Source organism: Roseovarius sp. (assembly GCF_965228755.1).
In the GTDB taxonomy this organism is placed as follows: Bacteria; Pseudomonadota; Alphaproteobacteria; order Rhodobacterales; family Rhodobacteraceae; genus Roseovarius.
Window position 1 is genome coordinate 14,941 of sequence record NZ_CBDDIG010000010.1, and the last position, 21,171, is coordinate 36,111.

Genomic DNA, 21,171 nt, shown 5'->3' on the forward strand with positions numbered 1-21,171 from the left:
GCGCAAAACTTGGGCAAAGCGTGACGGGAGCCCCGGTTGTGCCGGGGCTCTTGCCGTGGCGGGCGGTGACATCGGGGCGGGTCGTGCTAACTTCGCGTAAGGGAGGTGATGCCGATGCTTCGTCTTGCGCTGTTTCTGATTGCCGTTTCCTCCGCCGCCGTGGCGCAGGAGCGGCAGCCGAGCCATTGCATCGCGGTGGCCGAGGCCACGCCGGGGGTCGAGTATATTCAGCCGGTGGCCTATACCGACCCGGTGCCGGAACAGTCGGTGCGCCTCCGCTACGTGACGCATGCGAGCTTCCTGCTGCAGACGGAAGGCGGGCTTTCGGCGGTGACGGATTTCACCGGGTTCCTGGGCAATGTGGATTTCATTCCCGACGTGGTGACGATGAACCATGCGCATTCGACGCACTGGACGGCGCATCCCGACCCGGCGATCCCGCATGTGCTGCAAGGCTGGGGCGAGGAGTTCGGGGCGGGCATCGACCATTATCTCGACTTGGGCGAGATGGTGGTGCGGAACGTGTCGACCGACATCCGTTCGGCCTGGGGCGAGGGGGTGGAGCCGGAGGGCAACTCGATCTTCGTGTTCGAGGTGGCGGGGCTTTGTATCGGGCACCTGGGCCACCTGCATCACGAGCCGACGGACGAGCAATATGTCGCCATAGGGCGGATGGACGTGGTGATGGTGGCCGTCGATGGCGGGCTGACGCTGGATTTGCCGTCGGTGTTCCGGGTGATGAACCGACTGAAAGCGTCGATCGTGATCCCCATGCACTGGTTCGGGGATGGCACGCTGGGGGCCTTCCTGGACGGGATGGCGGAGCGGTTCGACGTGGTGCTGACCGAGGGGAGCGAGTTGACGGTGTCGCTGGAGCGGCTGCCGGCAAAGCCGACGGTGATGGTGCTGCGGCCGGCGTTTTTGCGCGAGGGGGAGTGAGGCGGAAAGAAGAGGCCCCGGCGCGGGGGCCGGGGCGGGGGGCTTGCGAGGCCCCGGGTCAGGCCCGGGGAGGGGCGCCGCCTAGCGTTTACGGTCGCGGCGCGAGCTCATCGGCTGGAAGGCCACGCCGACATGGGCCTCGCAATAGGGTTTGCCGGATTGCACGGGCAGGCCGCAGAACCAGAAATCCTCGGTCGCGGGATCGCCGACGGGCCATTTGCAGGTGCGTTCGGTAAGCTCCATCAGCGTGAGCTTCTTGGCCTTCTTCTCGATCTCGCTGACCTTGGCCAGCGCCTCGGGGTCGATCTCGTTGGCGGAAGGCTGCGGCGGCAGGGGCTGGCCGGCGGGGATGATCGCCTTGGCGCGGCTGGCGGTGGGCGAGGCGGCCTCGGCGGGTTCTTCTGCCGTCACGTCGGGCTTGGCCTCGGGCCGCGGGGCGGGCTTGGCGGCGGGCTTGGCCTTGCTGCGCGGTTTGGCAGCCGCTGCCGGCTTGGGCTTGGGCGCCGGTTCGGCCGCGGCGCCGCCGCCCGAGCCGTTGCGGTTCGACAGGCCGAGGCGGTGCACCTTGCCGATCACGGCGTTGCGCGTCACGCCGCCCAGTTCCTTGGCGATCTGGCTGGCAGACTGGCCCTCGGCCCACATTTTCTTCAGCTTCTCGACACGCTCGTCGCTCCAGGACATGCGCCACCCCTTATGTCAAAAGGCGGCCAATCGGCGGGCCGCCCGGTTCCTTTTCAGAGGCTTCTATTCTAATCACTGCAGCATGAGTTACAAGGTATCGAATCACGCAGTCACGCCGGAGGGCGCCCCGGGCACACCTGCGATCCGGATGGGCAGCCGCCGGTTCGGCCGGGTCAACTGGATGGGGCTGTACACGCTGTGCGCCCGCGAGATCCAGCGCTTCATGTCGGTTTGGACCCAGACGCTGCTGGCGCCGCTGGTGACGGCGGGGCTGTTCATGGTGATCTTCTCGATCGCCATCGGTCCGCGCCGGGGCGAGGTGATGGGGGTGGATTTCACCACCTTCATCGCGCCGGGCATCCTGATGATGACGGTGATCCAGAATGCGTTCGCCAACACCTCGTCGTCGATCGTGATCGGCAAGGTGCAGGGCAACATCGTCGATACGCTGATGCCGCCGCTGAGCCCGGCGGAGCTGGTGATCGGGTATCTTGCGGGCGCGGTGGGGCGCGGGGTGTTCGTGGCGCTGGCGATCAGTGCGGGGCTGCTGCTGTTCCTGGGGATCGTGCCGCAGCATCCGCTCTGGGCGCTGAGCTTCGTGGTGCTGGGATCGGCGCTTGTGGGCGGGCTGGGTATGGTGGCGGGGATTTTCGCCAACAAGTTCGACCAGATGGCGGCGATCACCAACTTCATCATCACGCCGCTCGCCTTCCTGTCGGGCACGTTCTACTCGGTCGAGGCGCTACCGCCGGGGCTGCGCGAGATCACCCATGCCAACCCGGTCTTCTACCTGATCGACGGGGTGCGGTTCGGGGTGATCGGGGTTTCGGACAGCTCTCCCTGGTTGGGGCTGACCGTGGCCGTCGGGGCGACGCTGGCGGTGTCGGCGCTGGCGTGGCTGATGTTCCGGCGGGGCTATCGCCTGAAGGCGTGATCGCTCAGGCCGGGGTGAGAGCGCAGGTCAGGCGGACCTTGCGGCCCTCTCGGAAGTAATCCTTCATGCCGGCGCGGTCATCGCCCAGAAGGAGGGCGTGGTCGACCCAGGTCAGTTGCATCCCCAGCGCCTCGGCCATGAACTCGGTCGCGCGGCGGCTGGGCACGCCGACAACGGTATGGGTCTGGCCGGCGACATCGGTGACGGCGTTGAGCGGGTTCGAGACCTCTTCCCTGAGCACCTGCACCATGGCGTTGTCGGCCTGGATGAACTCGCTGTCGATGATGATGAGTTGCGGGCCCAGCCGGCGCAGGAGCGAGAGCAGGCGGAAGTGATCCATGATGTGGTAGAAGATGCCGTAGACCGCGACGACGTCGAAGCTTTCGCCCGCCGCGATGCGCGCCTCGATCTCGGCGAAGAGGTCGTTGCAGTGCAGCGTGACGCGCGGCTTGAAAGGGGTGTCGGGGAATTTGTCGAAGCGCGCGACGAGGTCGGCGCGGGCCTCGACGCCGATGACCTCCTCCGCGCCGGCATGGGCCAGCGCGTAGGACCAGCGCCCGTCATGGGCCGCGAGGTCGAGCACGCGGGCGCCGGCGATCTGGGGCTGGAACGGGTCGATGATCAGCCGGTGCCGCTGGTCGAGACGGTGGACGGTGGTGGCGTTGTCGTCATAGGGCGGCAGGGATTTGAGGAAATCGAAAAATCCGCTCATGCCGCCTGTCTCCGTCTTGCCTGCCGTATCAGGTGCACAGCTGCTCGGCGAGCTTGCCGTACCTGACATAGGCGTCCCAGAATTCCTCGTCGACCGGGCGTTTCGACTGCCGGATCTCCTGGGCGCGGTGCGGGTCGGAGTAGAAGCTGACGGCGCGGCGCTGTTGGGAATTGGTGAGGGTCTTGTCCGCCGCCGCCTGGATGCAGCCGCACAGCTCGCGGGTGCGGCCATCGCGGCCGGATTGCAGGCAGGCCTTGCTGATCGGGCCGAACGCGACCGGGGCCGATCGCATCACCACCACGCGATCAGGTTCGCGCGGGCCGCTGCCGCCGCAACCTGCAAGAAATACCGCCAGTCCGAGGAATGTTGCCCGCTTCATCGCCCTTGCCCGTATCTGCCAGCCCGCGAAACCTGCCGGGGTTGATCCACCGGTCAGGCAGGTGCGGGTCGATTTGCACGATCATCGCTCAAACGGGCGGGATTTACAATCGGCAAGATGGGGGCGGTACGCGGGCAGGGTGGCCTACTCGACCTTGCCGCTCCATGAGCCGTAGCTTGTCCATTTCTTCGGCAAGAGCGAGCCGGAGGTCAGGGCCGGGTTGGCGTGACCGGTGTCGCGGAAGGTCACGCGGAGGCCACCGCCCTTGGTGCCGTTTCGGTCGAAATGCAGTTCCTGCCGGGGGATGCGCACCTCGAGCCGGCGGTTTGCATCGCTCGCGCGCCAGTCGCGCTGCAGGCGGACGCAGCCGGCGGGGGCGCCGGCGTAGCTCTGGCTGGGGGCGACCTGTTCGAGGAAATTGAGGTTGTGGGTGAGCACTTCGCCGCCGAGGGCAATGGAGCCTTTGCGCAGGACCACGTTGCCCTTGTGGCGAACATAGGCGGTGAGCCGCTCGCTTTCGGCCCAGACGCCGCAGAGGCCGGTCTTGCCGGCCCAGTTGCGCATCTCGACTGCGACGGTGACGCCGCCGCCGGTGGAATACTCGCCGCCGCCCAGCACCGGGGAGGGGCCGAGCCTGACCGTGTTGCCCGCCGCGGCGGCGGTGCAGGTGAGCGCAAGCGCGAGGGGTACAATCAGGCGGAACGGGCGCATCGGGGCCTCCTTCATCGGGTTGGATGAAGGGTACGCCCGGTACGCCCGCCCGGCAAGCACTGTCAGCCGGCGCGGGCCAGCATCCGGTCCTCGACGATGCGGTCGGCGAGGTGGGCGGGGCTGGCGTTCTCGCCCTCGGCGCGGGCGAGGATGCGCTCCATCGTGGTCTCGATGGCGCGGAGCTTGTCGGCGACCCAGGGGGCGGGGTTCTCGATATGCAGTATCTCGGCAGCCACGTTGATGATGCCGCCGCCATTGGCGACGTAATCGGGCAGGTAGAGGATGCCGCGAGTGTGCAGGAGGTCGGCATCGGCGTCGGTGGCAAGCTGGTTGTTGGCGGCGCCGGCGACGAGTTTCGCGCGGATCTGCGGGATGGTTTCGGCGTTGAGAATGCCGCCGATGGCGCAGGGGGCGAAGATGTCGGCGTCGGTTGTGTGGATGGTGCGCGGGTCGCCGACGGCGGTGTTGAAATCGCGGGCCGTGGTTGCGGTGCGGGCGGGGTTCATGTCGGCGACGATGAGCTTCGCGCCTTCCTCGTGCAGCAGGCGGCAGAGGTGCCAGCCGACATGGCCGAGGCCCTGAACGGCGACGGTCCTGCCGGAAAGGTCGCGGCTGCCGAAGATGCGGGCGGCGCCCACTTTCATCGCGCCCAGTACGCCCTGGGCCGTGACCGGCGAGGGGTCGCCGCTGGCATGGACACCGTCGTCGCGGCCCGCGACGAAGCGGGTGACGCCGGCCATGATCGCCATGTCCTCGGGCGTCATGCCCATGTCTTCGGCGGTCCAGTAGCGCCCGTCGAGCTGTTCCACCGCACGGCCCATGGCGCGCAGGAGTTGGGGGGACTTGTCCTTGACCGGATCGCCCATGATCACCGCCTTGCCGCCACCCAGCGGCAGGTCGGCGGCGGCGTTCTTGTAGCTCATGCCGCGGGAGAGGTTGAGCACGTCCTGGAGTGCCGCCTCGTCGCTGTCATAGACCCGCATTCGAAGACCGCCCGCTGCCGGGCCACGGGTGGTGGAATGCAGCGCGATGAAGCCGCGGAGCCCGCTGGCGGGGTCGTCGACGCGGTAGACCTCTTCGTGGGTGTCGGATGACAGACGTGTCAGCATGGCAATCTCCTCCTGCGATGGAGGTAGGCATAATCGAAGCGTCGTGCAAAAAATCAGCAAAGATCGGCTTGATTTGATGTATGATTGGTGAAAATCACCAGAACAGCCACACATGGTGGAGGAAATGGACAAGACCGATCGCCAGATCATCGCCGCGCTGCAACGGGACGGGCGCCAGACGCTGGCCGACCTGTCCGAGCGGATCGGCCTGTCGCCCACCCCGCTGGCGCGGCGGATCGCGCGGCTGGAGAAGGACGGGATCATCACCGGCTATTCCGCCCGGGTCGACCAGGAGCGGCTGGGGCTGCCGCTGAACGTGTTCATCTTCGTGGAACTGGAGAAGCAGACGCGCGCGGCAATCACCGCGTTGGAGCGTGACTTGCGGCGGTTCGAGGAGGTGATGGAATGCTACCTGATGACCGGCACGCGCGACGTGCTGATCCGGGTGGTGGCGGCGGATCTTGCGGCGTTCGACCGGTTTCTCGAGGACGGCTTGATGCAGACCGAGAACATCCGCTCGATGCGGTCGAGCTTCGCGCTGCGGACGATGATCCGGCGGGATGCGCTGCCGCAGGGGTGAGGCCGGGGGTCAGAGTTTGCGGGCGACGATGAACCGGCTGGGCGGGCGTGCCGGGTAATTGCCGGTCTCGAGGATGGTGAAGCCGGCCGCTTCGATTGTTGCTTCGAGCGCGGGGATGGGGCGGAAGGCCACGAAGGGCGCCTTGCCCAGGGCCTGCATCACCGGAAGGATCAGCCGGAGCGCGGCGAACTTGAGACCGCCTTCGCCGGGGGCTGGCCGGCAGACGGATTTGGAGATGAAGAGGCCGCCGGGTTTCACCAGAGGTGCGATGCGGGCGAGGAAGGCCGGCAAGTCGTCGATCAGGTGGAGGAGGTTGAAGGCGGTGACCACGTCGTAGGTGCCGCCTGTCGCGAGCGCCGCGTCGCCCGGAACACCCTGCAGGAAGGTGACGTTGGCGATGCCCTCGGCAGCCGCCTTCTCCTGCCCGATCCGCACCATTTCGCCCGAGATGTCGGTCGCGGTGATGTGGGCCACCTTATCGGCCAGCTTGAGCGCGGTCGTGCCGGTGCCGCAGCCGAGTTCGAGCACGCGATCCCGTGGAGTCAGATGGGCGCGGACGCGGTTCAGGGTGGTGGCATAGGCGGCCTCGTCCCGGACGGGCGATCTTGCGTAGCCTTCGGCCGCCTTGTCCCAGAATTGCTGTGCGGCGATCATGGCGGGTTGGTCCTTGCATGGCGTGTGGGTCTGTGGCGGCTTTATCCCATGCGGATGTCGAAGAGGAATTGCCGAATTTTGCAGTGATGATATGCAATAATGCATGAATTGGCAGTCCATCGCGTTCGACTGGAACCAGGTGCGGGCCTTCTGGGCCACCGCCGAGGAAGGGTCGTTCTCGGCCGCGGCGCGGGCGCTGGGGCAGACGCAGCCGACGCTGGGCCGGCAGGTGGCCGCGCTGGAGCAGACGCTGGGCGTCACCTTGTTCGAGCGGGCGGGGCGGGCGCTGATGCTGACGAAGGCGGGGCTGGATCTGCTGGAGCATACCCGCGCCATGGGGGCCGCCGCGGAACGGATGGCGCTGACCGCGTCGGGTGCCGCCCAGGAGGTGGAGGGGCAGGTGCGGATCACCGCGTCCGACGTGATGTGCGCCCTCATCCTGCCGCCGGTGGTGGCCCGGATCCGGCATGCGGCGCCGGGGGTCGGGATCGAACTTGTGGCCGCCAACGATATCCGCGACTTGCAGCGCCGCGAGGCCGATATCGCCATCCGCCACGTGCGCCCGGAACAGCCCGGCCTGACCGCCCGGCTGGTGCAGGAGGCGACGGCGCGGCCTTACGCGGCGACCGCTTACCTGGAGGGGCGGGGCCGGCCGGAGACGGTGGCCGACATGGGCGCCCATGATTTCATCGGGTTCGGGGACGTGGCGCGGATGATCGGGTTCCTGGCGCCGCTGGGCTATCCGCTGACCGAGGCGAATTTCCGGGTCGGTTCGGAGAACGGGGTGGTGGCGTGGGAACTGGCGCGGCAGGGGCTGGGGATCGCGATGATGGTGGATGACGTGGGCGGGCCGACGCCGGGGATGGAGGCGCTGTTGCCGGGGGTGGAGCCGTTGCGCATTCCGGTCTGGCTGGTGACTCACAGGGAGGTGCACACGTCGAAGCGGATCCGGCTGGTGTTCGATATGCTGGCGGAGTTTTTTGCGGGAGCGGGGCGGGGGCCGGGGGTGCCGGCGGGGCCGGGCTGAAGCCCGGCCTACGGGGCAGAGGGCGGAAGCCCTGTCAGCGCAGGATCTCGAAGCCGTTCTCGCCGGGCCAGTCGGCCTCGCTTACTTCGACGGAATGGACGACAGCCGCGGGCGGGCCGTGGTTCAGCTCGCGCAGCATCTCGTCGACCGAGGCGACCGGGCCCGCCATCAGCGTGGTGACCGCGCCGTCGGCCTCGTTCCTGACCCAGCCGGTCAGCCCCCGCACCTTGGCCTCGATCTGCGTCCAGGCGCGGAACGAGACCCCCTGTACCCGGCCCTCGATCCGGGCCTGAACGGCTTTCGTATCGGACATCGCAGCCCTCCCTGGCGGTTTTACCGGCAGTATATCACAGGGAGGGCGGGAATCGTCGGGGATAGAGTCAGGACAGGCGGCTGACCGCCACAACGCCCAGCCAGGCCGAGACCGCCGTCAGCGCGGTGCCCCAGGCGAGGTCGGTCGCGACCATCTGCCAGGACCAGTGTTTGAGCGTGGCGAAATTGGTGAACTCGTAGGTGCCGTAGGCCAGCGCGCCCACCACCGCGCCGTTGAGAAGCGCCATCGAGGGCTGGCCCGCGCGCAGGGCGGGGAGCGAGACGAGGTAGACGAGCCCGGCCACGTAGGCGGCATAGAAGGCGAAGGCCGGGCCCATGCGCACGCTGTCGGCCAGAAGTTCGCCCGCGTGGCGTTCGAAGACCGGTTTCACGAGGTAGCGCAGCCCGAGGAAATCGAGCCCGAAGAAGATCACGGCGGTGACGAGATAGAGCCAGATGGCGTGCATTGGGGTCTCCTTTCGGCAAGGAGGTAGGGCGGGGCGGCGGGCGGTCCATGGGTGGGGGCGGCGGCGCGCGTATAATCGTCATCCGGAGGGGCATGCGCCGCTCAACCCACCTTGACCCTAAGCGCAATCCGCCTCATATCCCAACGTCATGACACCGCTCTCGCACATCCGCAATTTCTCTATCGTGGCGCATATCGACCACGGGAAATCCACGCTGGCCGACCGCCTGATCCAGATGACGGATACGGTGGCCGAACGCGACATGAAGGAGCAGTTGCTCGACTCGATGGATATCGAGCGGGAACGCGGCATCACCATCAAGGCCAACACGGTGCGCATCGATTATACCGCCGACGATGGCGAGCAATACGTGCTGAACCTGATCGACACGCCTGGCCACGTGGACTTTGCCTACGAGGTATCGCGGAGCATGCGGGCGGTCGAAGGCTCGCTTCTGGTGGTGGACAGCACCCAAGGGGTCGAGGCGCAGACGCTGGCCAACGTCTACCAGGCGATTGACGCGGATCACGAGCTGATCCCGGTCTTGAACAAGATCGACCTGCCCGCGAGCGATATCGACCGGGTGGCCGAGCAGATCGAGGACGTGATCGGCATCGACGCCTCGGGCGCCATCCCGGTGTCGGCCAAGACCGGGCAGGGCATCCGAGAGGTGCTGGAGGCGATCATCCGCGATCTGCCGCCGCCCAAGGGCGACCGGGATGCGCCGCTGAAGGCGATGCTGGTGGACAGCAAGTACGACCTTTATCTGGGCGTCGTGGTGCTGGTGCGGATCATGGACGGTGTCATGAAGAAGGGCGACCGGATCAAGATGATGCAGACCGGCGCGGTCTACAATGTCGAGCGGATCGGCGTGTTCCGCCCGGCGATGACCGTGGTCGACGAGCTGGGCCCGGGCGAGATCGGGTTCATCACCGCCTCGATCAAGCAGGTGCGCGACACCCGCGTGGGCGACACGATCACGACCGAGAAGAAGGGTTGCGAGAAGCCGCTGCCGGGCTTCAACCCGTCGGTGCCGGTGGTGTTCTGTGGTCTGTTCCCGGTGGATTCGGCCGAGTTCGAGGACCTGCGGGACGCGATCGAGAAGCTGGCGCTGAACGATGCGTCGTTCAGCTACGAGATGGAAAGCTCCGCCGCGCTGGGGTTCGGCTTCCGCTGCGGGTTTCTTGGGCTCTTGCACCTCGAAGTGGTGCGCGACCGGATCGAGCGGGAATACGATATCGAGCTGATCACCACGGCGCCATCGGTGATCTACCATGTCTACATGAAGGACGGCTCGCAGATCGAGCTGCACAACCCGGCGGACATGCCCGACCTCACGCATGTGGACCATGTCGAGGAGCCGCGAATCAAGGCGACGATCCTGGTGCCGGACGAATTCTTGGGCGACGTGCTGAAGCTGTGCCAGGACCGGCGCGGCATCCAGCTTGACCTGACCTACGTGGGCGGCCGGGCGATGGCGGTCTATGACCTGCCGCTGAACGAGGTGGTGTTCGACTTCTACGACCGGCTGAAATCGGTGACCAAGGGCTATGCGTCGTTTGATTACCAGCTCGAGGGGTATCGCGCCGACAACCTGGTGAAGATGCAGGTTCTGGTGAATGACGAGCCGGTCGATGCGCTGTCGATGATGGTGCACCGCGACCGGGCCGAGATGCGCGGGCGGGCGATGTGCGAGAAGCTCAAGGACCTGATCCCGCGCCACATGTTCAAGATCCCGATCCAGGCGGCGATCGGCGGCAAGGTGATTGCCCGCGAGACGCTGTCGGCGCTGCGCAAGGACGTGACGGCGAAGTGCTATGGTGGCGACATCACCCGGAAGAAGAAGCTGCTGGAAAAGCAGAAGGCCGGGAAGAAGAAGATGCGCCAGTTCGGGAAGGTGGAGATCCCGCAGGAAGCGTTCATCTCGGCGCTTAAGATGGATGGGTGACGCCGGCACTTGCCGGCCGGCGCCCGTATTCCTGAGCCCTAAAGCCTAGAACAGACCTTCGTCGTTGTTCTCTTCCTCGGCGATCTTGTCCGCGGCGACGACGGCGCCGGCCCCGATGAGGGGGGCGCAGCTTGCCAGCAGGGGCAGGGTGCAGGCGAGGGCAAGGGCGGTCCAGAGTTTGCGGGTCATCGGGGGCTCCTTTCGTTTTTCTTGGGGTGTGTCAGCGGATCACGGCGGTGGTCACGTCCTCGACGTCCTGAATGAATCCTTTGGTCGTTTCGCAGCCGGCAAGGGCGGCGATCAGGGGCAGGGCAAGGAGAAGTCGGGTCATGTCGGGCCTCGCTGGCGTTCTTTACGTTGCGATATGTGGCGGAAGCCGGCGATTGCAAAATCTGCGGTTGTGTATCGGCAAGGCTCTGCCGAAAAGCGCGATTGGTTGTTGGGATGACAGTGTTTCCGGGCGCAAAGCCCTCGTGAGGGGCAACAGGTGCAGTTTGACACTGGTCAATGCGTCGCGTCGCGCTTCGCGGTAAGACCCGCCCATCGGAACGCGACAATCCCGGGAGTTATACCATGTGGCTGACCTTCATTCTTCACCTGTTCATCGGATCGACCCTTGCCGGGAGCGCGGTCATCGCCGCGCTTGTCTCGGGTCAGGATACGTTCGGGGCGATCCTTGTCGCCGCCGGGGTGGGATTCATCCTGGCGCTTCCGGTGTCGTGGGTGGTGGCGAAACGGCTGCGCGGGCTGTCCTGAGGGGGCGAAACCCTTCGCGGGTGCAGAAAACCCGGGCGTCGCCACGCGTTTGACCATGCGTCAACTTATCCCCGTGCAAGCCAGCCGGGCAAAACGGTTTTCCGGCCTTGTCCACAGGATTTCTGCAAGGTTATCAACCGTTTGATCCACAGCTTTTTTCGATGCTGCAGTGCTATTTTCTTGCGCGACTCGGGGGGCCGCGTAACAGTTATATGACCGGACGGGATCAGTAGAGACCGGACGGTGCGCAAAGGCCCGGAGCCGGCGCGAAGGGAGACGAGACAAGGGGCGCGAGCCCGGCGTTTAACGGCCCCTCCGCAAGGGTTCATGGCATGGCCGCAGCGAGACGGGTTGCTTCGCAGCCGTCCGGATCGCGGTGATCATGACAGGGTTCCGAGCGGGTCACGTCAGACCGTATGGCCCCCAGGGGTTTGGTCGCCGTGACAGCCAAAGGCCGCAAGGCCGGAGGCACGCTGATGGCCGCAAGGCTGGAGGCAAACTGGCCGACGGACCCTTCGGGGCGAGATGACCAGCTAGGCGTCAGGGTGCGGGAAAGGTCGTTCGACCGGAACCGCGATGCAAGGACCGCGTCTGAGCACCTGACGCCTTTCCTATTTCTTGGTTCTCCCAAGGCAAACGGGACCCGTGCCAATGGCAATCGGGTCCCGCCGTCTTTGATGCTACCGCGTCTGTTGCACCTGTGGGGGAAGCCTTACACCGGGCCCGGGCGGCTGGCAACAACATCTGGTAGGGCTGACGGGCTTTTCCGCCAAGGCTATGGCATTTCCGCAAGATATGCGTCGGCGCCTTTCCGCAGAGCCCTGCGAGGGCGCTATGGGGATCCCGGGAATCGGGTTACCGTTGCGTCACCCTGTGCCCACGAGGAGACCCACATGATACGTTACGCCCTTGCCGCCGCCCTGACGCTGGCCGCCGGACCCGTGATGGCGGCGCATTGCCCGCAGGATATGGCGAAGATCGACGCGGCGCTGGCCGCGAGCAGTGCCGACCTGAGCGAGGAGGACCTGGCCCAGGTGAAGGAGCTGCGCGCCAAGGGGGAAGAGCTGCACGACGCCGGCGATCATGCCGCGTCGGTCGAAGAGCTTGGAAAGGCGATGGAAATTCTCGGGATCGAGTAATTTTTCATCGCGTTTGATTCATATCAAGGCGGCTTTGCCTTCCGCTGGGTAAACCGCTTTCTGACAAGACCGGATCGCACGTCGATCCCTGCGTTGATTTCGCATCTGCCGACGGTGCCCGTGCTGGGCGGGCCGTCGCGCAGGCGGAACGGGCGGCGGGTGTGGGGATGCCCGCGATCGCCCGATTGCCGCACCAGCCGGGGTTCCGGCGGGACGGTCCGGTGTTGGTGTCGCCTGATGATTAGGACACCCGGGCGGCACACCCCTTCTTAAGGAAGGGTTAACGGGCGGCGGTGCGGAGGAGGAGCCCGCCGCCGCCCGAACTTTCCCGACAGTCAGGTTTGGCGCGTTGCCGGAAATTCCGTCTGAAGGAAGCGTGCGTTGCGCGGGCGTTTCACTCGCGCGTTCGGGCCGGGGGCTTTCACAAACGCGATAAAGGCGCGGGTTATCCTCAGCCCAGCCAGGTGCGGACCGCGGCCTCGAACTCGCGCGGTTTCTCGGCATGGACCCAGTGGCCCGCGCCGGGGATCTTGGCGAAGCGGGCCTTGGGGAAGAGGGTCTTGATGGTGTCGCGGTGGTCGTGGGTGACGTAGTCGGACTCGGCCCCGGTCAGGAAGAGGGTTTCGCCCTCGTAGCGGCCGGAGAGGTCGGGGAAGCTCATGATGCTGTCCATCTCGGCGCCGAGCGTGTCGAGGTTGAGGAGCCATTCGCGGTTCTTCACGTCGAGCGATTGCAGGAAGAACGGCACCAGCGCCGGATCGTCGACATGGGGCGCCAGCCGCTCCTGCGCGTCGGAGCGGCGTTCGACGCCCGAGAGGTCGACCGCCTTCATGGCGTCGATGTATTTCGCCTGTGAGTGGCCGTAGGCGACGGGCGCGATATCGGCGACGATCAGGCGGTTGACGAGGTCGGGCTGCGTGAGCGCCAGCGTCATCGCCGCCTTGCCGCCCATGGAGTGGCCGAGCACGTCGAAGGGTCCGTCGAAATGGTCGATTACCTCGGCCAGGTCGGCGGCGAGATCGGGATAGCTGTGGGTGTCGAACCACGGGCTGTGGCCGTGGTTGCGCATGTCGACGGCGATGACCTTGCGTTCGTCGGCGAGACGCTTGGCGATCACGCCCCAGTTGCGCCCCGAGCCGTAGAGCCCGTGGGCGATCAGCAGGCCGGGCCTGTCGGTGGGTTCACCATGTTCGATGACGTTGAGCATGGGCGAGCGATAGCGCAGACGCGCGTGGATCGCCAGCCCTGTTGAGTGTGCCGCGGGGCTGCGCTAGGGAAGTCGGGATGATTGACACGGCGAAGTTTCACCAGCGGGCCGAGAGCCTGAGCGAGTTGCTGCAGAAGCGGCTGGGCGTGCGGGGCAAGAGCCTGAAAGTGCGGCTTTCGCGGGCGGGCCGGCGGCTGCCCAGGGCGCAGCGGCGCGCGGGCGAGACGCTGGTACGGGCGGAGCGGCAGATGGGGCATCCGAAGCTTGCGCGGCTGGCCGACCCGGTGGAGACGGATCAGGCGTTCGACAGCATCACCGGGCATCTCAAGCGGTTCGACCGGGCGGAGGCGCGGCGCAATGCCGTCATGACATGGCTGGCGGTGGTGGTGTTCAACCTGCTGCTTCTGGGCGGGCTCGTCGTGGTGCTGGTGCGGTGGCAAGCTCCTCTCTGACCAGCGGTCGGGGTGAGAGCGGGTGGCGGACCACGAGCGTCACCGTGACGAAAGCCACGTAAAGCAGCAGGTACCACGAGCCCAGCTTGCCGAGGCTGACCAGTTCCAGCCGGGCCTGGCCGGAATAGACCCATGTGCCCGTCATCGTGCCGATATTCTCGGCCACCCAGAGGAAGATCGCCGACAGGAAGGCCGCCAGCGGCAGGGGCATCCAGTAGAGATTGTCGCCGATGCGGTACCAGATGCGGGTGCGCAGGAAGAGTAGGACGGTCGCGGCAAAGAGGATGAGCCGGATATCGGGCAGGAAGTGGTGGGCGAAGAAATTCACGTAGATGCCAATGGCCAGCAGCATGGTCAGCCAATAGGGCGGGTAGGGGGCGAAGCGCATGTCGAACACGCGGATTGTGCGGGCCATGAAGCTGCCGACGCTGGCATACATGAAGCCCGAGAAGAGCGGCACGCCGAGGATCTTGAAGAGGCCCGGTTCCGGGTAGCTCCATGATCCGGCGTGGACCTTGAAGAACTCCATCGCCGTGCCGGTGAGGTGGAAGAGGGCGATGACGCGGGCCTCTTCCCATGTTTCCAGTTTCAGGGCGAGGAAGAGGGCCTGAAGGCCGAGGGCCACGATGACGAGGAAATCGTAGCGGTAGAGCGGCATGGCGTCGGACCAGATCAGCCTGGTGCCGATGATGGCCACGAGAAGCGACAGGCCGAAGAGGCCGGACCAGCCCATCTTGAGGAGGAACATCACAAGCTCGGCCGCCCAGCCGGGCAGGCGGGCGCGCATCCAGTCGCCGAGATGGCGCTCTATCCGGCGGGTCGTCGTCATGGCGACATAAGAAGGCCGCGGCGCCGGTATGTCCAGCGCCGCGGCCCTTTTTCCGTGGACGAAGCCCGGATCAGAGGTTCGGGTAGAGCGGGAAGCGCTGGCACAGGGCCATGACTTCGCCTTTTACCTTCGCCTCGACCTCGCCGTTATTGTCGGGCCCGTTGGCGGCCAACCCGTCGACCACCTCGACGATCCAGTCGGCGATCTGGCGGAACTCGGCCTCCTTGAAGCCGCGGGTCGTGCCAGCGGGGGTGCCGAGGCGGATGCCGCTGGTCACGGTGGGCTTTTCCGGGTCGAACGGGATGCCGTTCTTGTTGGTGGTGATATGGGCGCGGCCAAGGGCGGCATCGGTGATGTTGCCGGTGACCTTCTTGGGGCGCAGGTCGACGAGCATGACATGGGTGTCGGTGCCGCCGGTGACGATGTCCAGACCGCCCTTGATCAGCTGGTCGGCCAGCGCGTCGGCATTGGCGCGGACCTGCTTGATGTAGGTCTTGAACTCGGGCTGAAGCGCCTCGCCGAAGGCCACGGCCTTGGCGGCGATGACGTGCATCAGGGGGCCGCCCTGGATGCCGGGGAAGATGGCCGAGTTGACCTTCTTGGCGATCTCCTCGTCATTGGTGAGGATCATGCCGCCACGGGGGCCGCGCAGGGTTTTGTGCGTGGTGGTGGTGGCGATGTGGGCATGGGGGAAGGGCGAGGGGTGCTCGCCCGCCGCGACGAGGCCGGCAAAGTGGGCCATGTCGACATGCAGGTAGGCACCGACCATGTCGGCGATCTCGCGGAAGCGGGCGAAATCGATCACGCGCGGGATGGCCGAGCCGCCGGCGATGATCATCTTGGGCTTGTGTTCCTTGGCCAGCTCCTCGACCTGGTCGTAGTCGATCAGGTTGTCCTGCTTGCGGACGCCGTATTGCACGGCGTTGAACCACTTGCCCGACTGGTTGGGGGCCGCGCCGTGGGTGAGGTGGCCGCCCGAGGCGAGGTTCATGCCGAGGATGGTGTCGCCCGGCTGGAGCAGGGCCTGGTTGACGCCCTGGTTGGCCTGCGAGCCCGAGTTGGGCTGCACGTTGGCGAAGCCGCAGTTGAAGAGCTGCTTGGCCCGCTCGATGGCGAGGTTCTCGGCCACGTCGACATACTGGCACCCGCCATAGTAGCGGCGGCCGGGATAGCCTTCGGCGTACTTGTTGGTCAGGACCGAGCCCTGGGCCTGCATCACGGCGGCCGAGACGATGTTCTCGGACGCGATCAGTTCGATCTCGTCGCGCTGGCGGCCAAGCTCCGATTCTATGGCCTTGGCGATCTCGGGGTCGCGCTCGGCGAGGGACTGGGTGAAAAAGTCTTTGCCCTCAAAGGGCTGGTTTCCGTCGTGCGGCATGGTGATGACTCCGTCCGATTGCCTTTGACGCGATTTCCTATCGGAAACGGGGTTTGGTTGAAAGGTGGTAAAGCGACAAAACCCCTTGCAGTACCGGCATATTCCGCGCAACACCGGAGACACGCGTATCGTAAGAGCCAAGAAGAAGGCGCATCGGAAACCCAAGCTCATGGCCAAGGACTTCAAGATCGCCTTCGTGGCCAGCGACGTGGCCGTAGCGCAGACGGCGCGTGCCGCGCTTGTCCAGCGGTTCGGCCAGACCGACGAGGCCGAGGCCGACCTGATCGTGGCGCTGGGCGGTGACGGGTTCATGCTGCACACGCTGCACCGGACGCAGAACCTCGATACGCCGGTCTACGGGATGAACCGGGGCACGGTCGGGTTCCTGATGAACGAATACAGCGAGAGCGACCTGACCGAGCGGCTGGCCAAGGCGGCGGAAGAGGTGATCAACCCGCTGTCGATGACCGCCAAGACGGTGGATGGCAAGCTGCACAAGGCGCTGGCGATCAACGAGGTTTCGCTCTTGCGGTCGGGGCCGCAGGCGGCGAAGCTGAAGATCACCGTCGACGGGCGGTTGCGGCTGGCCGAGCTGGTCTGTGACGGGGCGCTGCTGGCGACGCCGGCGGGATCGACCGCCTACAACTATTCCGCGCACGGGCCGATCCTGCCGATCGGGTCGGACGTGCTGGCGCTGACGGCGGTGGCGGCGTTCCGGCCGCGGCGGTGGCGGGGCGCGCTGTTGCCCAAGTCGGCCGAGGTGCGATTCGACGTGCTGAACGCCGGGAAGCGGCCGGTAATGGCCAATGCGGACAGCCTGTGGGTGGAGAATGTCGTCTGGGTGGTGATCCGGTCGGAGCCCAGCATCGCGCACCGAATCCTTTTCGATCCCGGGCACGGGCTGGAAGAGCGCCTGATCCGCGAACAGTTCGAATAAGCCGCCTGTCATCGCGTGATATCGGCGATCCCGGCAAGGGGCGCGGTCGTTTTTCCGCCGATGCGGAAATCCCGGGGCCTTTTGGCAACCCCCTGTAAACAAGCGTTTTTCGCGATTGTTATCCGATAGCAACGCCATGGTTATCCCATGTCGGGGCCCGGTTATTGCCTGTCTCGCGGCGCCGGCCCCATCGTTCGACACAGGCCGACGCAACACGATGCCGGCCCGCCAGAAACAAGAACGCTTCGTCTGAAAGGACCATGACCATGACCAAGGCATATCACATCAAGACCGCTGCTCTCGCGCTGCTGATCGGGCTCGGCGCGGCGTCGACCTCCTTCGCGGACAGCAACCGCGTGTCGATCAGCCAGTTCGGCCGCGACCACAGCATCGGCGCGTCTCAGGGCGGCACCTATAACCGGCTCAACGTGTACCAGCGCGGCAACAGCAACCTGTCGATCCACACGCAGGACGGGCGCCGGAACAGCGTTTCGGTCGAACAGTCGGGCCGCATGAACGACGCGGTGACCGGCCAGATCGGGCGCAGCAACCGCTCGGTCATCGGCCAGCAGGGCCGGCACAACAACGCGCTCACCAGCCAGTCGGGGCGGTGCAACATCGCCGGCGTCGCCCAGTTCGGGCGCAACCACTCGGCCGATGTCGACCAGTCGGGCAGCTGCAACGCCGTCGGCGTGATCCAGACCGGCAACGGCAACCACGCGACCTCGCGCCAGACCGGCCGGGGCAACGTCTCGGTCATCGTTCAGGACTGACGCAACCGGCGGGGCGCGCGCCATGGCGGCATGCGCCCCGCCCAACCGGGAAAGGACCAAGAGGATGAAACGCAAGCTACCCACAGCCGCCCTCGTCATACTGGCCGCCGGATCGGCCACCGCCTTCGGCACCTTCGTCGGCAAGGGCGAGGCCCATGAAACGGCCCGCGTCACCGCGGAGGGCCTGAGATGCGCCATCGTCACCCGCGACCTTGGAGATGCGGTGCAGATTTCCGGCAAGGTCACCGCAGAGCGTGACGTGTCGGGCGACTATGCGCTGAGCATCCGCCAGTCGAGCGGCGGCGGGCAGGCGGTGATCGACCAGGGCGGGGAATTCACCGTCGCGGCCGGCCGCACCGTCACCCTTGGCGAGGCGACCATGGGGGGCACGGCCCAGTCCTATACCGCCGATCTCGAACTGACCGTGAATGGGCAGCGGCTGCGCTGCCGACCCGCGGCCGACACCAAAGACCTTTGATCCCACATCGTCACCACAGGAGTTTCCCCATGTCTCGCTTCACGCTTTCCCTTGCCGCCGGTCTTGCGCTTTGTGCCGGTATCGCCTCTGCCGACCCGAGCGACCGGGTGGTCGGCATTACCAACGGACAGGCCATGTACGGCCAGTCGCGCGAGAATGTCGGCTGGACCGGGAGCAATGCCTTCGGCCAGGCCCGGGCCCAGAATGCCGGCGCCATCTTTGGCCGTGCCCGCACCAAAGGCAGCCGCGCGACGGTGGTGCAGACGGGGAACAACAATACCGCCACGGTCAGTCAGCGGGGCAACAACAAGCGGGCCACGGTGGTCCAGCGCGGCAACGACACCCACGTGACGATCGACCAGCACGGCGAGGGGCCGGGCGGGGCGCTGGTGCTTACGTGGTAACTTGGCGAGCGGCGGAATTTCGCTTGAAACTCAGGTAGTTCTGTACGGTTCCTGACAGATATCCGGGGTTTGTGCCGAAAGCCGCCGCTTTGCCGGGGCGGGTGCTGAAACGAACGGAACCTTTCATGGGCGGTCACGTTGGAATTGAACACGCAGCAACCATCGACGCCATGGAGGATGTCATGAACTGGGATCAAATCGAAGGCAACTGGAAGCAAGTCAAAGGTCAGGCCCAGGAGCGCTGGGGTGAATTGACCAACGACGAGCTGGACGAGGCCAAGGGCAAGCGTCAGCAGCTTATCGGCAAGCTTCAGGAACGCTACGGCTGGGCCCGCGAAGAGGCGGAGCGCGAAGCCGACGAGTTCGCCCGGCGGGTCTGACCCGCAGCTTCATACGAGTTTCCGGCGGCCCCTTTGCGGGCCGCCTTTTCTTTTGCCCGTCAGGTCTTGGCGTAGCCTATGGTCTGCAGCGCCTCGGAAATCTCGCCCAGGATGGCGGGATCGTCGATGGTGGCGGGCATTTTGTAGTCCTGCCCGTCGGCGATCTTGACCATGGTGGCGCGCAGGATCTTGCCCGAGCGGGTCTTGGGCAGGCGGTCGACCACCACGCAGAGCTTGAAGGCCGCGACCGGGCCGATCCGGTCGCGGACCAGCTTGACGCATTCGACGGTGATTTCCCCGTGCGGGCGGTTCACGCCCTTGGTGAGGCAGACGAAGCCCACCGGAAGCTGGCCCTTGATCGGGTCGGTGACGCCGATGACGGCGCATTCGGCCACGTCGGGATGGCTGGCCAGCACCTCTTCCATGCCGCCGGTCGACAGGCGGTGGCCGGCGACGTTGATGACATCGTCGGTGCGGGCCATGATGTAGAGGTAGCCGTCCTCGTCGATCAGCCCGGCATCGCCGGTCTCGTAATAGCCGTTGAAGGTGGTGAGGTAGGATTTGCGGAAGCGGTCCTCGGCGTTCCACAGCGTCGGCAGGGTGCCGGGCGGCAGGGGCAGCTTGATCGCCACGGCGCCGAGGGTGCCGGGGGCCTGCGGTTGGCCTGTCTCGTCGAGGATGTCGATGTCGTAGCCCGGGAAGGGCACGCCGGACGAGCCGATCTTGACCTCCATCTTCTCGATGCCGACGGGGATGCCGGTGATGGGCCAGCCGGTTTCCGTCTGCCACCAGTGGTCGACCACGGGTACGCCCAGCTGATCGGCGGCCCAGTTGATGGTATCGGGATCGGCGCGTTCCCCGGCGAGGTAGAGGACGCGGAGGCCGCTCAGGTCGTATTTCTTGACGAATTCGCCCTTGGGATCGTCGCGCTTGATGGCGCGGAAGGCGGTGGGGGCGGTGAAGAAGCTGCGCACGTTGTGCTCGGAAATCACCCGCCAGAAGGTGCCGGCATCGGGGGTGCCGACGGGCTTGCCCTCGAACACGACGGCGGTGTTGCCGTGGACCAGGGGCCCGTAGCAGATGTAGCTGTGGCCCACGACCCAGCCCACGTCGGAGGCGGCCCAGAACACCTCGCCCGGATCGACGTTGTAGATGTTCTTCATCGACCAGTTGAGCGCCACGAGGTGGCCCGCGGTGGGGCGGACGACGCCCTTGGGCGATCCGGTGGTGCCGGAGGTGTAGAGGACATAGGCCGGGTGGTCGCCCTCGACCGGGACGCAGTCGGCGGGCTCGGCGCCGTCCTGGAAAGCGTGCCAGTCATGGTCGCGGCCCTCGGTCAGCTCGACCGGGTGTTGTTCGCGCTGGTAGATGACGCAGAACTCGGGCTTGTGTTTCGCCAGCTCGATGGCGCCGTCGTAGAGGGGTTTGTACTCGACCACGCGGCCCGGCTCGAGCCCGCAGGAGGCGGCGATGATGGCCTTGGGGCGGGCGTCGTCGATGCGAACGGCCAGCTCGTTGGCGGCGAAGCCGCCGAACACGACCGAGTGGATCGCGCCGAGGCGGGCGCAGGCGAGCATCGCCTCGAGCGCCTGGGGCACCATCGGCATGTAGATGATGACGCGGTCGCCCTTCTCGATACCCTGTTTCTTCAGCGCGCCGGCGAGGGAGGCCACGCGGTCGAGCATCTCGGCATAGCTGATCTTTTCCTTGGTGCCGGTGATCGGGCTGTCATAAATGATCGCGGTGCGGTCGCCGTTGCCGGCGGCGACGTGGCGGTCGAGCGCGTTGTGGCAGGTGTTGACCTTGCCGTCGCGGAACCACTCGTAGAGCGGGGCCTTGTCGTCGAAGAGCGCCTTCGACGGTTTCTCTTCCCAGTCGATGCCCTCGGCGGCTTTCATCCAGAACCCTTCCGGATCCTTTTTCCAGCTCTCGTAGACCTCTTTGTATCCCATGGTGTTCTCCTCCGCTCCGTTGGGATACGTGTT

General features: G+C 66.2%; 26 protein-coding genes. 13 read left to right on the forward strand and 13 right to left on the reverse strand.

Annotated elements, in window-relative coordinates; all coding sequences use genetic code 11:
* Positions 1–114 precede the first annotated feature (114 nt).
* Complete coding sequence (locus ACO07J_RS17890) at positions 115–939, forward strand: MBL fold metallo-hydrolase (protein ID WP_422031463.1); 825 nt, start codon at positions 115–117, stop codon at positions 937–939.
* 81 nt (positions 940–1,020) lie between these two features.
* On the opposite strand, the gene ACO07J_RS17895 is transcribed toward ACO07J_RS17890, so the two are convergent.
* The gene (locus ACO07J_RS17895) at positions 1,021–1,620 is read right to left on the reverse strand and encodes a GcrA family cell cycle regulator (protein ID WP_422031465.1); all 600 of its coding nucleotides are present in this window, start codon (positions 1,618–1,620) and stop codon (positions 1,021–1,023) included.
* Between the two features lie 148 nt (positions 1,621–1,768).
* Here ACO07J_RS17895 and ACO07J_RS17900 point away from each other — a divergent pair, with 148 nt between their 5' ends.
* Positions 1,769–2,554 (forward strand): ABC transporter permease, encoded by a 786-nt coding sequence (locus ACO07J_RS17900; protein WP_422031521.1) that lies wholly within the window; start codon positions 1,769–1,771, stop codon positions 2,552–2,554.
* 4 nt (positions 2,555–2,558) lie between these two features.
* Here the strand turns inward: ACO07J_RS17900 and ACO07J_RS17905 are convergent, their stop codons facing one another.
* The 4 genes from ACO07J_RS17905 to ACO07J_RS17920 all read right to left on the reverse strand — a co-directional run bounded on the left by ACO07J_RS17905 (position 2,559) and on the right by ACO07J_RS17920 (position 5,465).
* The gene (locus ACO07J_RS17905) at positions 2,559–3,266 is read right to left on the reverse strand and encodes a methyltransferase domain-containing protein (protein WP_422031467.1); all 708 of its coding nucleotides are present in this window, start codon (positions 3,264–3,266) and stop codon (positions 2,559–2,561) included.
* A 28-nt stretch (positions 3,267–3,294) separates the two neighbouring features.
* Positions 3,295–3,645: a hypothetical protein gene (locus ACO07J_RS17910; RefSeq protein ID WP_422031469.1), complete on the reverse strand. Its 351-nt coding sequence runs from the start codon at positions 3,643–3,645 to the stop codon at positions 3,295–3,297.
* Between the two features lie 144 nt (positions 3,646–3,789).
* Positions 3,790–4,356 (reverse strand): hypothetical protein, encoded by a 567-nt coding sequence (locus tag ACO07J_RS17915; protein WP_422031471.1) that lies wholly within the window; start codon positions 4,354–4,356, stop codon positions 3,790–3,792.
* A 62-nt stretch (positions 4,357–4,418) separates the two neighbouring features.
* Entirely contained in the window at positions 4,419–5,465 is a 1,047-nt protein-coding gene (locus ACO07J_RS17920; protein ID WP_422031473.1) for a Glu/Leu/Phe/Val family dehydrogenase, read from the reverse strand.
* Positions 5,466–5,589: 124 nt separating this feature from the next.
* Here ACO07J_RS17920 and ACO07J_RS17925 point away from each other — a divergent pair, with 124 nt between their 5' ends.
* The gene (locus tag ACO07J_RS17925; protein ID WP_350130073.1) at positions 5,590–6,045 is read left to right on the forward strand and encodes an Lrp/AsnC family transcriptional regulator; all 456 of its coding nucleotides are present in this window, start codon (positions 5,590–5,592) and stop codon (positions 6,043–6,045) included.
* A gap of 9 nt (positions 6,046–6,054) precedes the next feature.
* Here the strand turns inward: ACO07J_RS17925 and ACO07J_RS17930 are convergent, their stop codons facing one another.
* Positions 6,055–6,699: a class I SAM-dependent methyltransferase gene (locus tag ACO07J_RS17930; RefSeq protein ID WP_422031475.1), complete on the reverse strand. Its 645-nt coding sequence runs from the start codon at positions 6,697–6,699 to the stop codon at positions 6,055–6,057.
* A gap of 103 nt (positions 6,700–6,802) precedes the next feature.
* On the opposite strand from ACO07J_RS17930, the gene ACO07J_RS17935 reads away from it, so the two are divergent.
* On the forward strand, positions 6,803–7,726 hold the full coding sequence (locus ACO07J_RS17935; protein WP_422031477.1) for a LysR family transcriptional regulator: 924 nt from the start codon (positions 6,803–6,805) through the stop codon (positions 7,724–7,726).
* 34 nt (positions 7,727–7,760) lie between these two features.
* Here ACO07J_RS17935 and ACO07J_RS17940 read toward each other — a convergent pair whose 3' ends face one another.
* Together ACO07J_RS17940 and ACO07J_RS17945 are read right to left on the reverse strand one after the other, a co-directional pair.
* Positions 7,761–8,039, reverse strand: a complete 279-nt coding sequence (locus ACO07J_RS17940; protein WP_422031479.1) for an acylphosphatase — start codon at positions 8,037–8,039, stop codon at positions 7,761–7,763.
* 67 nt (positions 8,040–8,106) lie between these two features.
* Complete coding sequence (locus tag ACO07J_RS17945) at positions 8,107–8,505, reverse strand: DUF2177 family protein (protein ID WP_300896298.1); 399 nt, start codon at positions 8,503–8,505, stop codon at positions 8,107–8,109.
* A 148-nt stretch (positions 8,506–8,653) separates the two neighbouring features.
* Between ACO07J_RS17945 and lepA the strand changes: the two genes are divergently transcribed.
* Positions 8,654–10,453, forward strand: coding sequence for a translation elongation factor 4 (gene lepA / locus ACO07J_RS17950; RefSeq protein WP_422031482.1), 1,800 nt, complete (start codon positions 8,654–8,656; stop codon positions 10,451–10,453).
* A gap of 45 nt (positions 10,454–10,498) precedes the next feature.
* Here the strand turns inward: lepA and ACO07J_RS17955 are convergent, their stop codons facing one another.
* Complete coding sequence (locus ACO07J_RS17955; RefSeq protein ID WP_422031484.1) at positions 10,499–10,642, reverse strand: hypothetical protein; 144 nt, start codon at positions 10,640–10,642, stop codon at positions 10,499–10,501.
* A 384-nt stretch (positions 10,643–11,026) separates the two neighbouring features.
* Here ACO07J_RS17955 and ACO07J_RS17960 point away from each other — a divergent pair, with 384 nt between their 5' ends.
* Complete coding sequence (locus ACO07J_RS17960) at positions 11,027–11,209, forward strand: CTP synthetase (RefSeq protein WP_422031486.1); 183 nt, start codon at positions 11,027–11,029, stop codon at positions 11,207–11,209.
* Positions 11,210–12,102: 893 nt separating this feature from the next.
* On the forward strand, positions 12,103–12,348 hold the full coding sequence (locus ACO07J_RS17965; RefSeq protein WP_422031488.1) for a hypothetical protein: 246 nt from the start codon (positions 12,103–12,105) through the stop codon (positions 12,346–12,348).
* A 451-nt stretch (positions 12,349–12,799) separates the two neighbouring features.
* On the opposite strand, the gene ACO07J_RS17970 is transcribed toward ACO07J_RS17965, so the two are convergent.
* Entirely contained in the window at positions 12,800–13,555 is a 756-nt protein-coding gene (locus ACO07J_RS17970) for an alpha/beta fold hydrolase (RefSeq protein ID WP_422031490.1), read from the reverse strand.
* A gap of 77 nt (positions 13,556–13,632) precedes the next feature.
* On the opposite strand from ACO07J_RS17970, the gene ACO07J_RS17975 reads away from it, so the two are divergent.
* Entirely contained in the window at positions 13,633–14,007 is a 375-nt protein-coding gene (locus ACO07J_RS17975) for a hypothetical protein (RefSeq protein ID WP_422031492.1), read from the forward strand.
* On the opposite strand, the gene ACO07J_RS17980 is transcribed toward ACO07J_RS17975, so the two are convergent.
* The gene (locus tag ACO07J_RS17980) at positions 13,946–14,836 is read right to left on the reverse strand and encodes a DUF817 domain-containing protein (protein ID WP_422031494.1); all 891 of its coding nucleotides are present in this window, start codon (positions 14,834–14,836) and stop codon (positions 13,946–13,948) included. The two genes, ACO07J_RS17975 and ACO07J_RS17980, sit on opposite strands and share 62 nt — an antisense overlap.
* Before the next feature lie 70 nt (positions 14,837–14,906).
* Positions 14,907–16,214: a serine hydroxymethyltransferase gene (glyA, locus tag ACO07J_RS17985; RefSeq protein WP_422031496.1), complete on the reverse strand. Its 1,308-nt coding sequence runs from the start codon at positions 16,212–16,214 to the stop codon at positions 14,907–14,909.
* A 169-nt stretch (positions 16,215–16,383) separates the two neighbouring features.
* On the opposite strand from glyA, the gene ACO07J_RS17990 reads away from it, so the two are divergent.
* The 5 genes from ACO07J_RS17990 (at position 16,384) to ACO07J_RS18010 (ending at position 19,186) form a co-directional block, all read left to right on the forward strand.
* Positions 16,384–17,151, forward strand: a complete 768-nt coding sequence (locus ACO07J_RS17990) for an NAD kinase (RefSeq protein ID WP_422031498.1) — start codon at positions 16,384–16,386, stop codon at positions 17,149–17,151.
* A 266-nt stretch (positions 17,152–17,417) separates the two neighbouring features.
* Positions 17,418–17,924 carry a hypothetical protein gene (locus ACO07J_RS17995; RefSeq protein ID WP_422031500.1) on the forward strand — a complete coding sequence of 169 codons (507 nt, stop codon included), beginning with the start codon at positions 17,418–17,420 and terminating at the stop codon, positions 17,922–17,924.
* Positions 17,925–17,988: 64 nt separating this feature from the next.
* Positions 17,989–18,402 (forward strand): curli-like amyloid fiber formation chaperone CsgH, encoded by a 414-nt coding sequence (csgH, locus tag ACO07J_RS18000; RefSeq protein ID WP_422031502.1) that lies wholly within the window; start codon positions 17,989–17,991, stop codon positions 18,400–18,402.
* Between the two features lie 29 nt (positions 18,403–18,431).
* The gene (locus tag ACO07J_RS18005) at positions 18,432–18,806 is read left to right on the forward strand and encodes a curlin repeat-containing protein (RefSeq protein ID WP_422031504.1); all 375 of its coding nucleotides are present in this window, start codon (positions 18,432–18,434) and stop codon (positions 18,804–18,806) included.
* Positions 18,807–18,931: 125 nt separating this feature from the next.
* Positions 18,932–19,186, forward strand: a complete 255-nt coding sequence (locus ACO07J_RS18010) for a CsbD family protein (RefSeq protein ID WP_422031506.1) — start codon at positions 18,932–18,934, stop codon at positions 19,184–19,186.
* Positions 19,187–19,245: 59 nt separating this feature from the next.
* On the opposite strand, the gene ACO07J_RS18015 is transcribed toward ACO07J_RS18010, so the two are convergent.
* Positions 19,246–21,138, reverse strand: a complete 1,893-nt coding sequence (locus tag ACO07J_RS18015) for a propionyl-CoA synthetase (RefSeq protein ID WP_422031507.1) — start codon at positions 21,136–21,138, stop codon at positions 19,246–19,248.
* Positions 21,139–21,171: the final 33 nt, after the last annotated feature.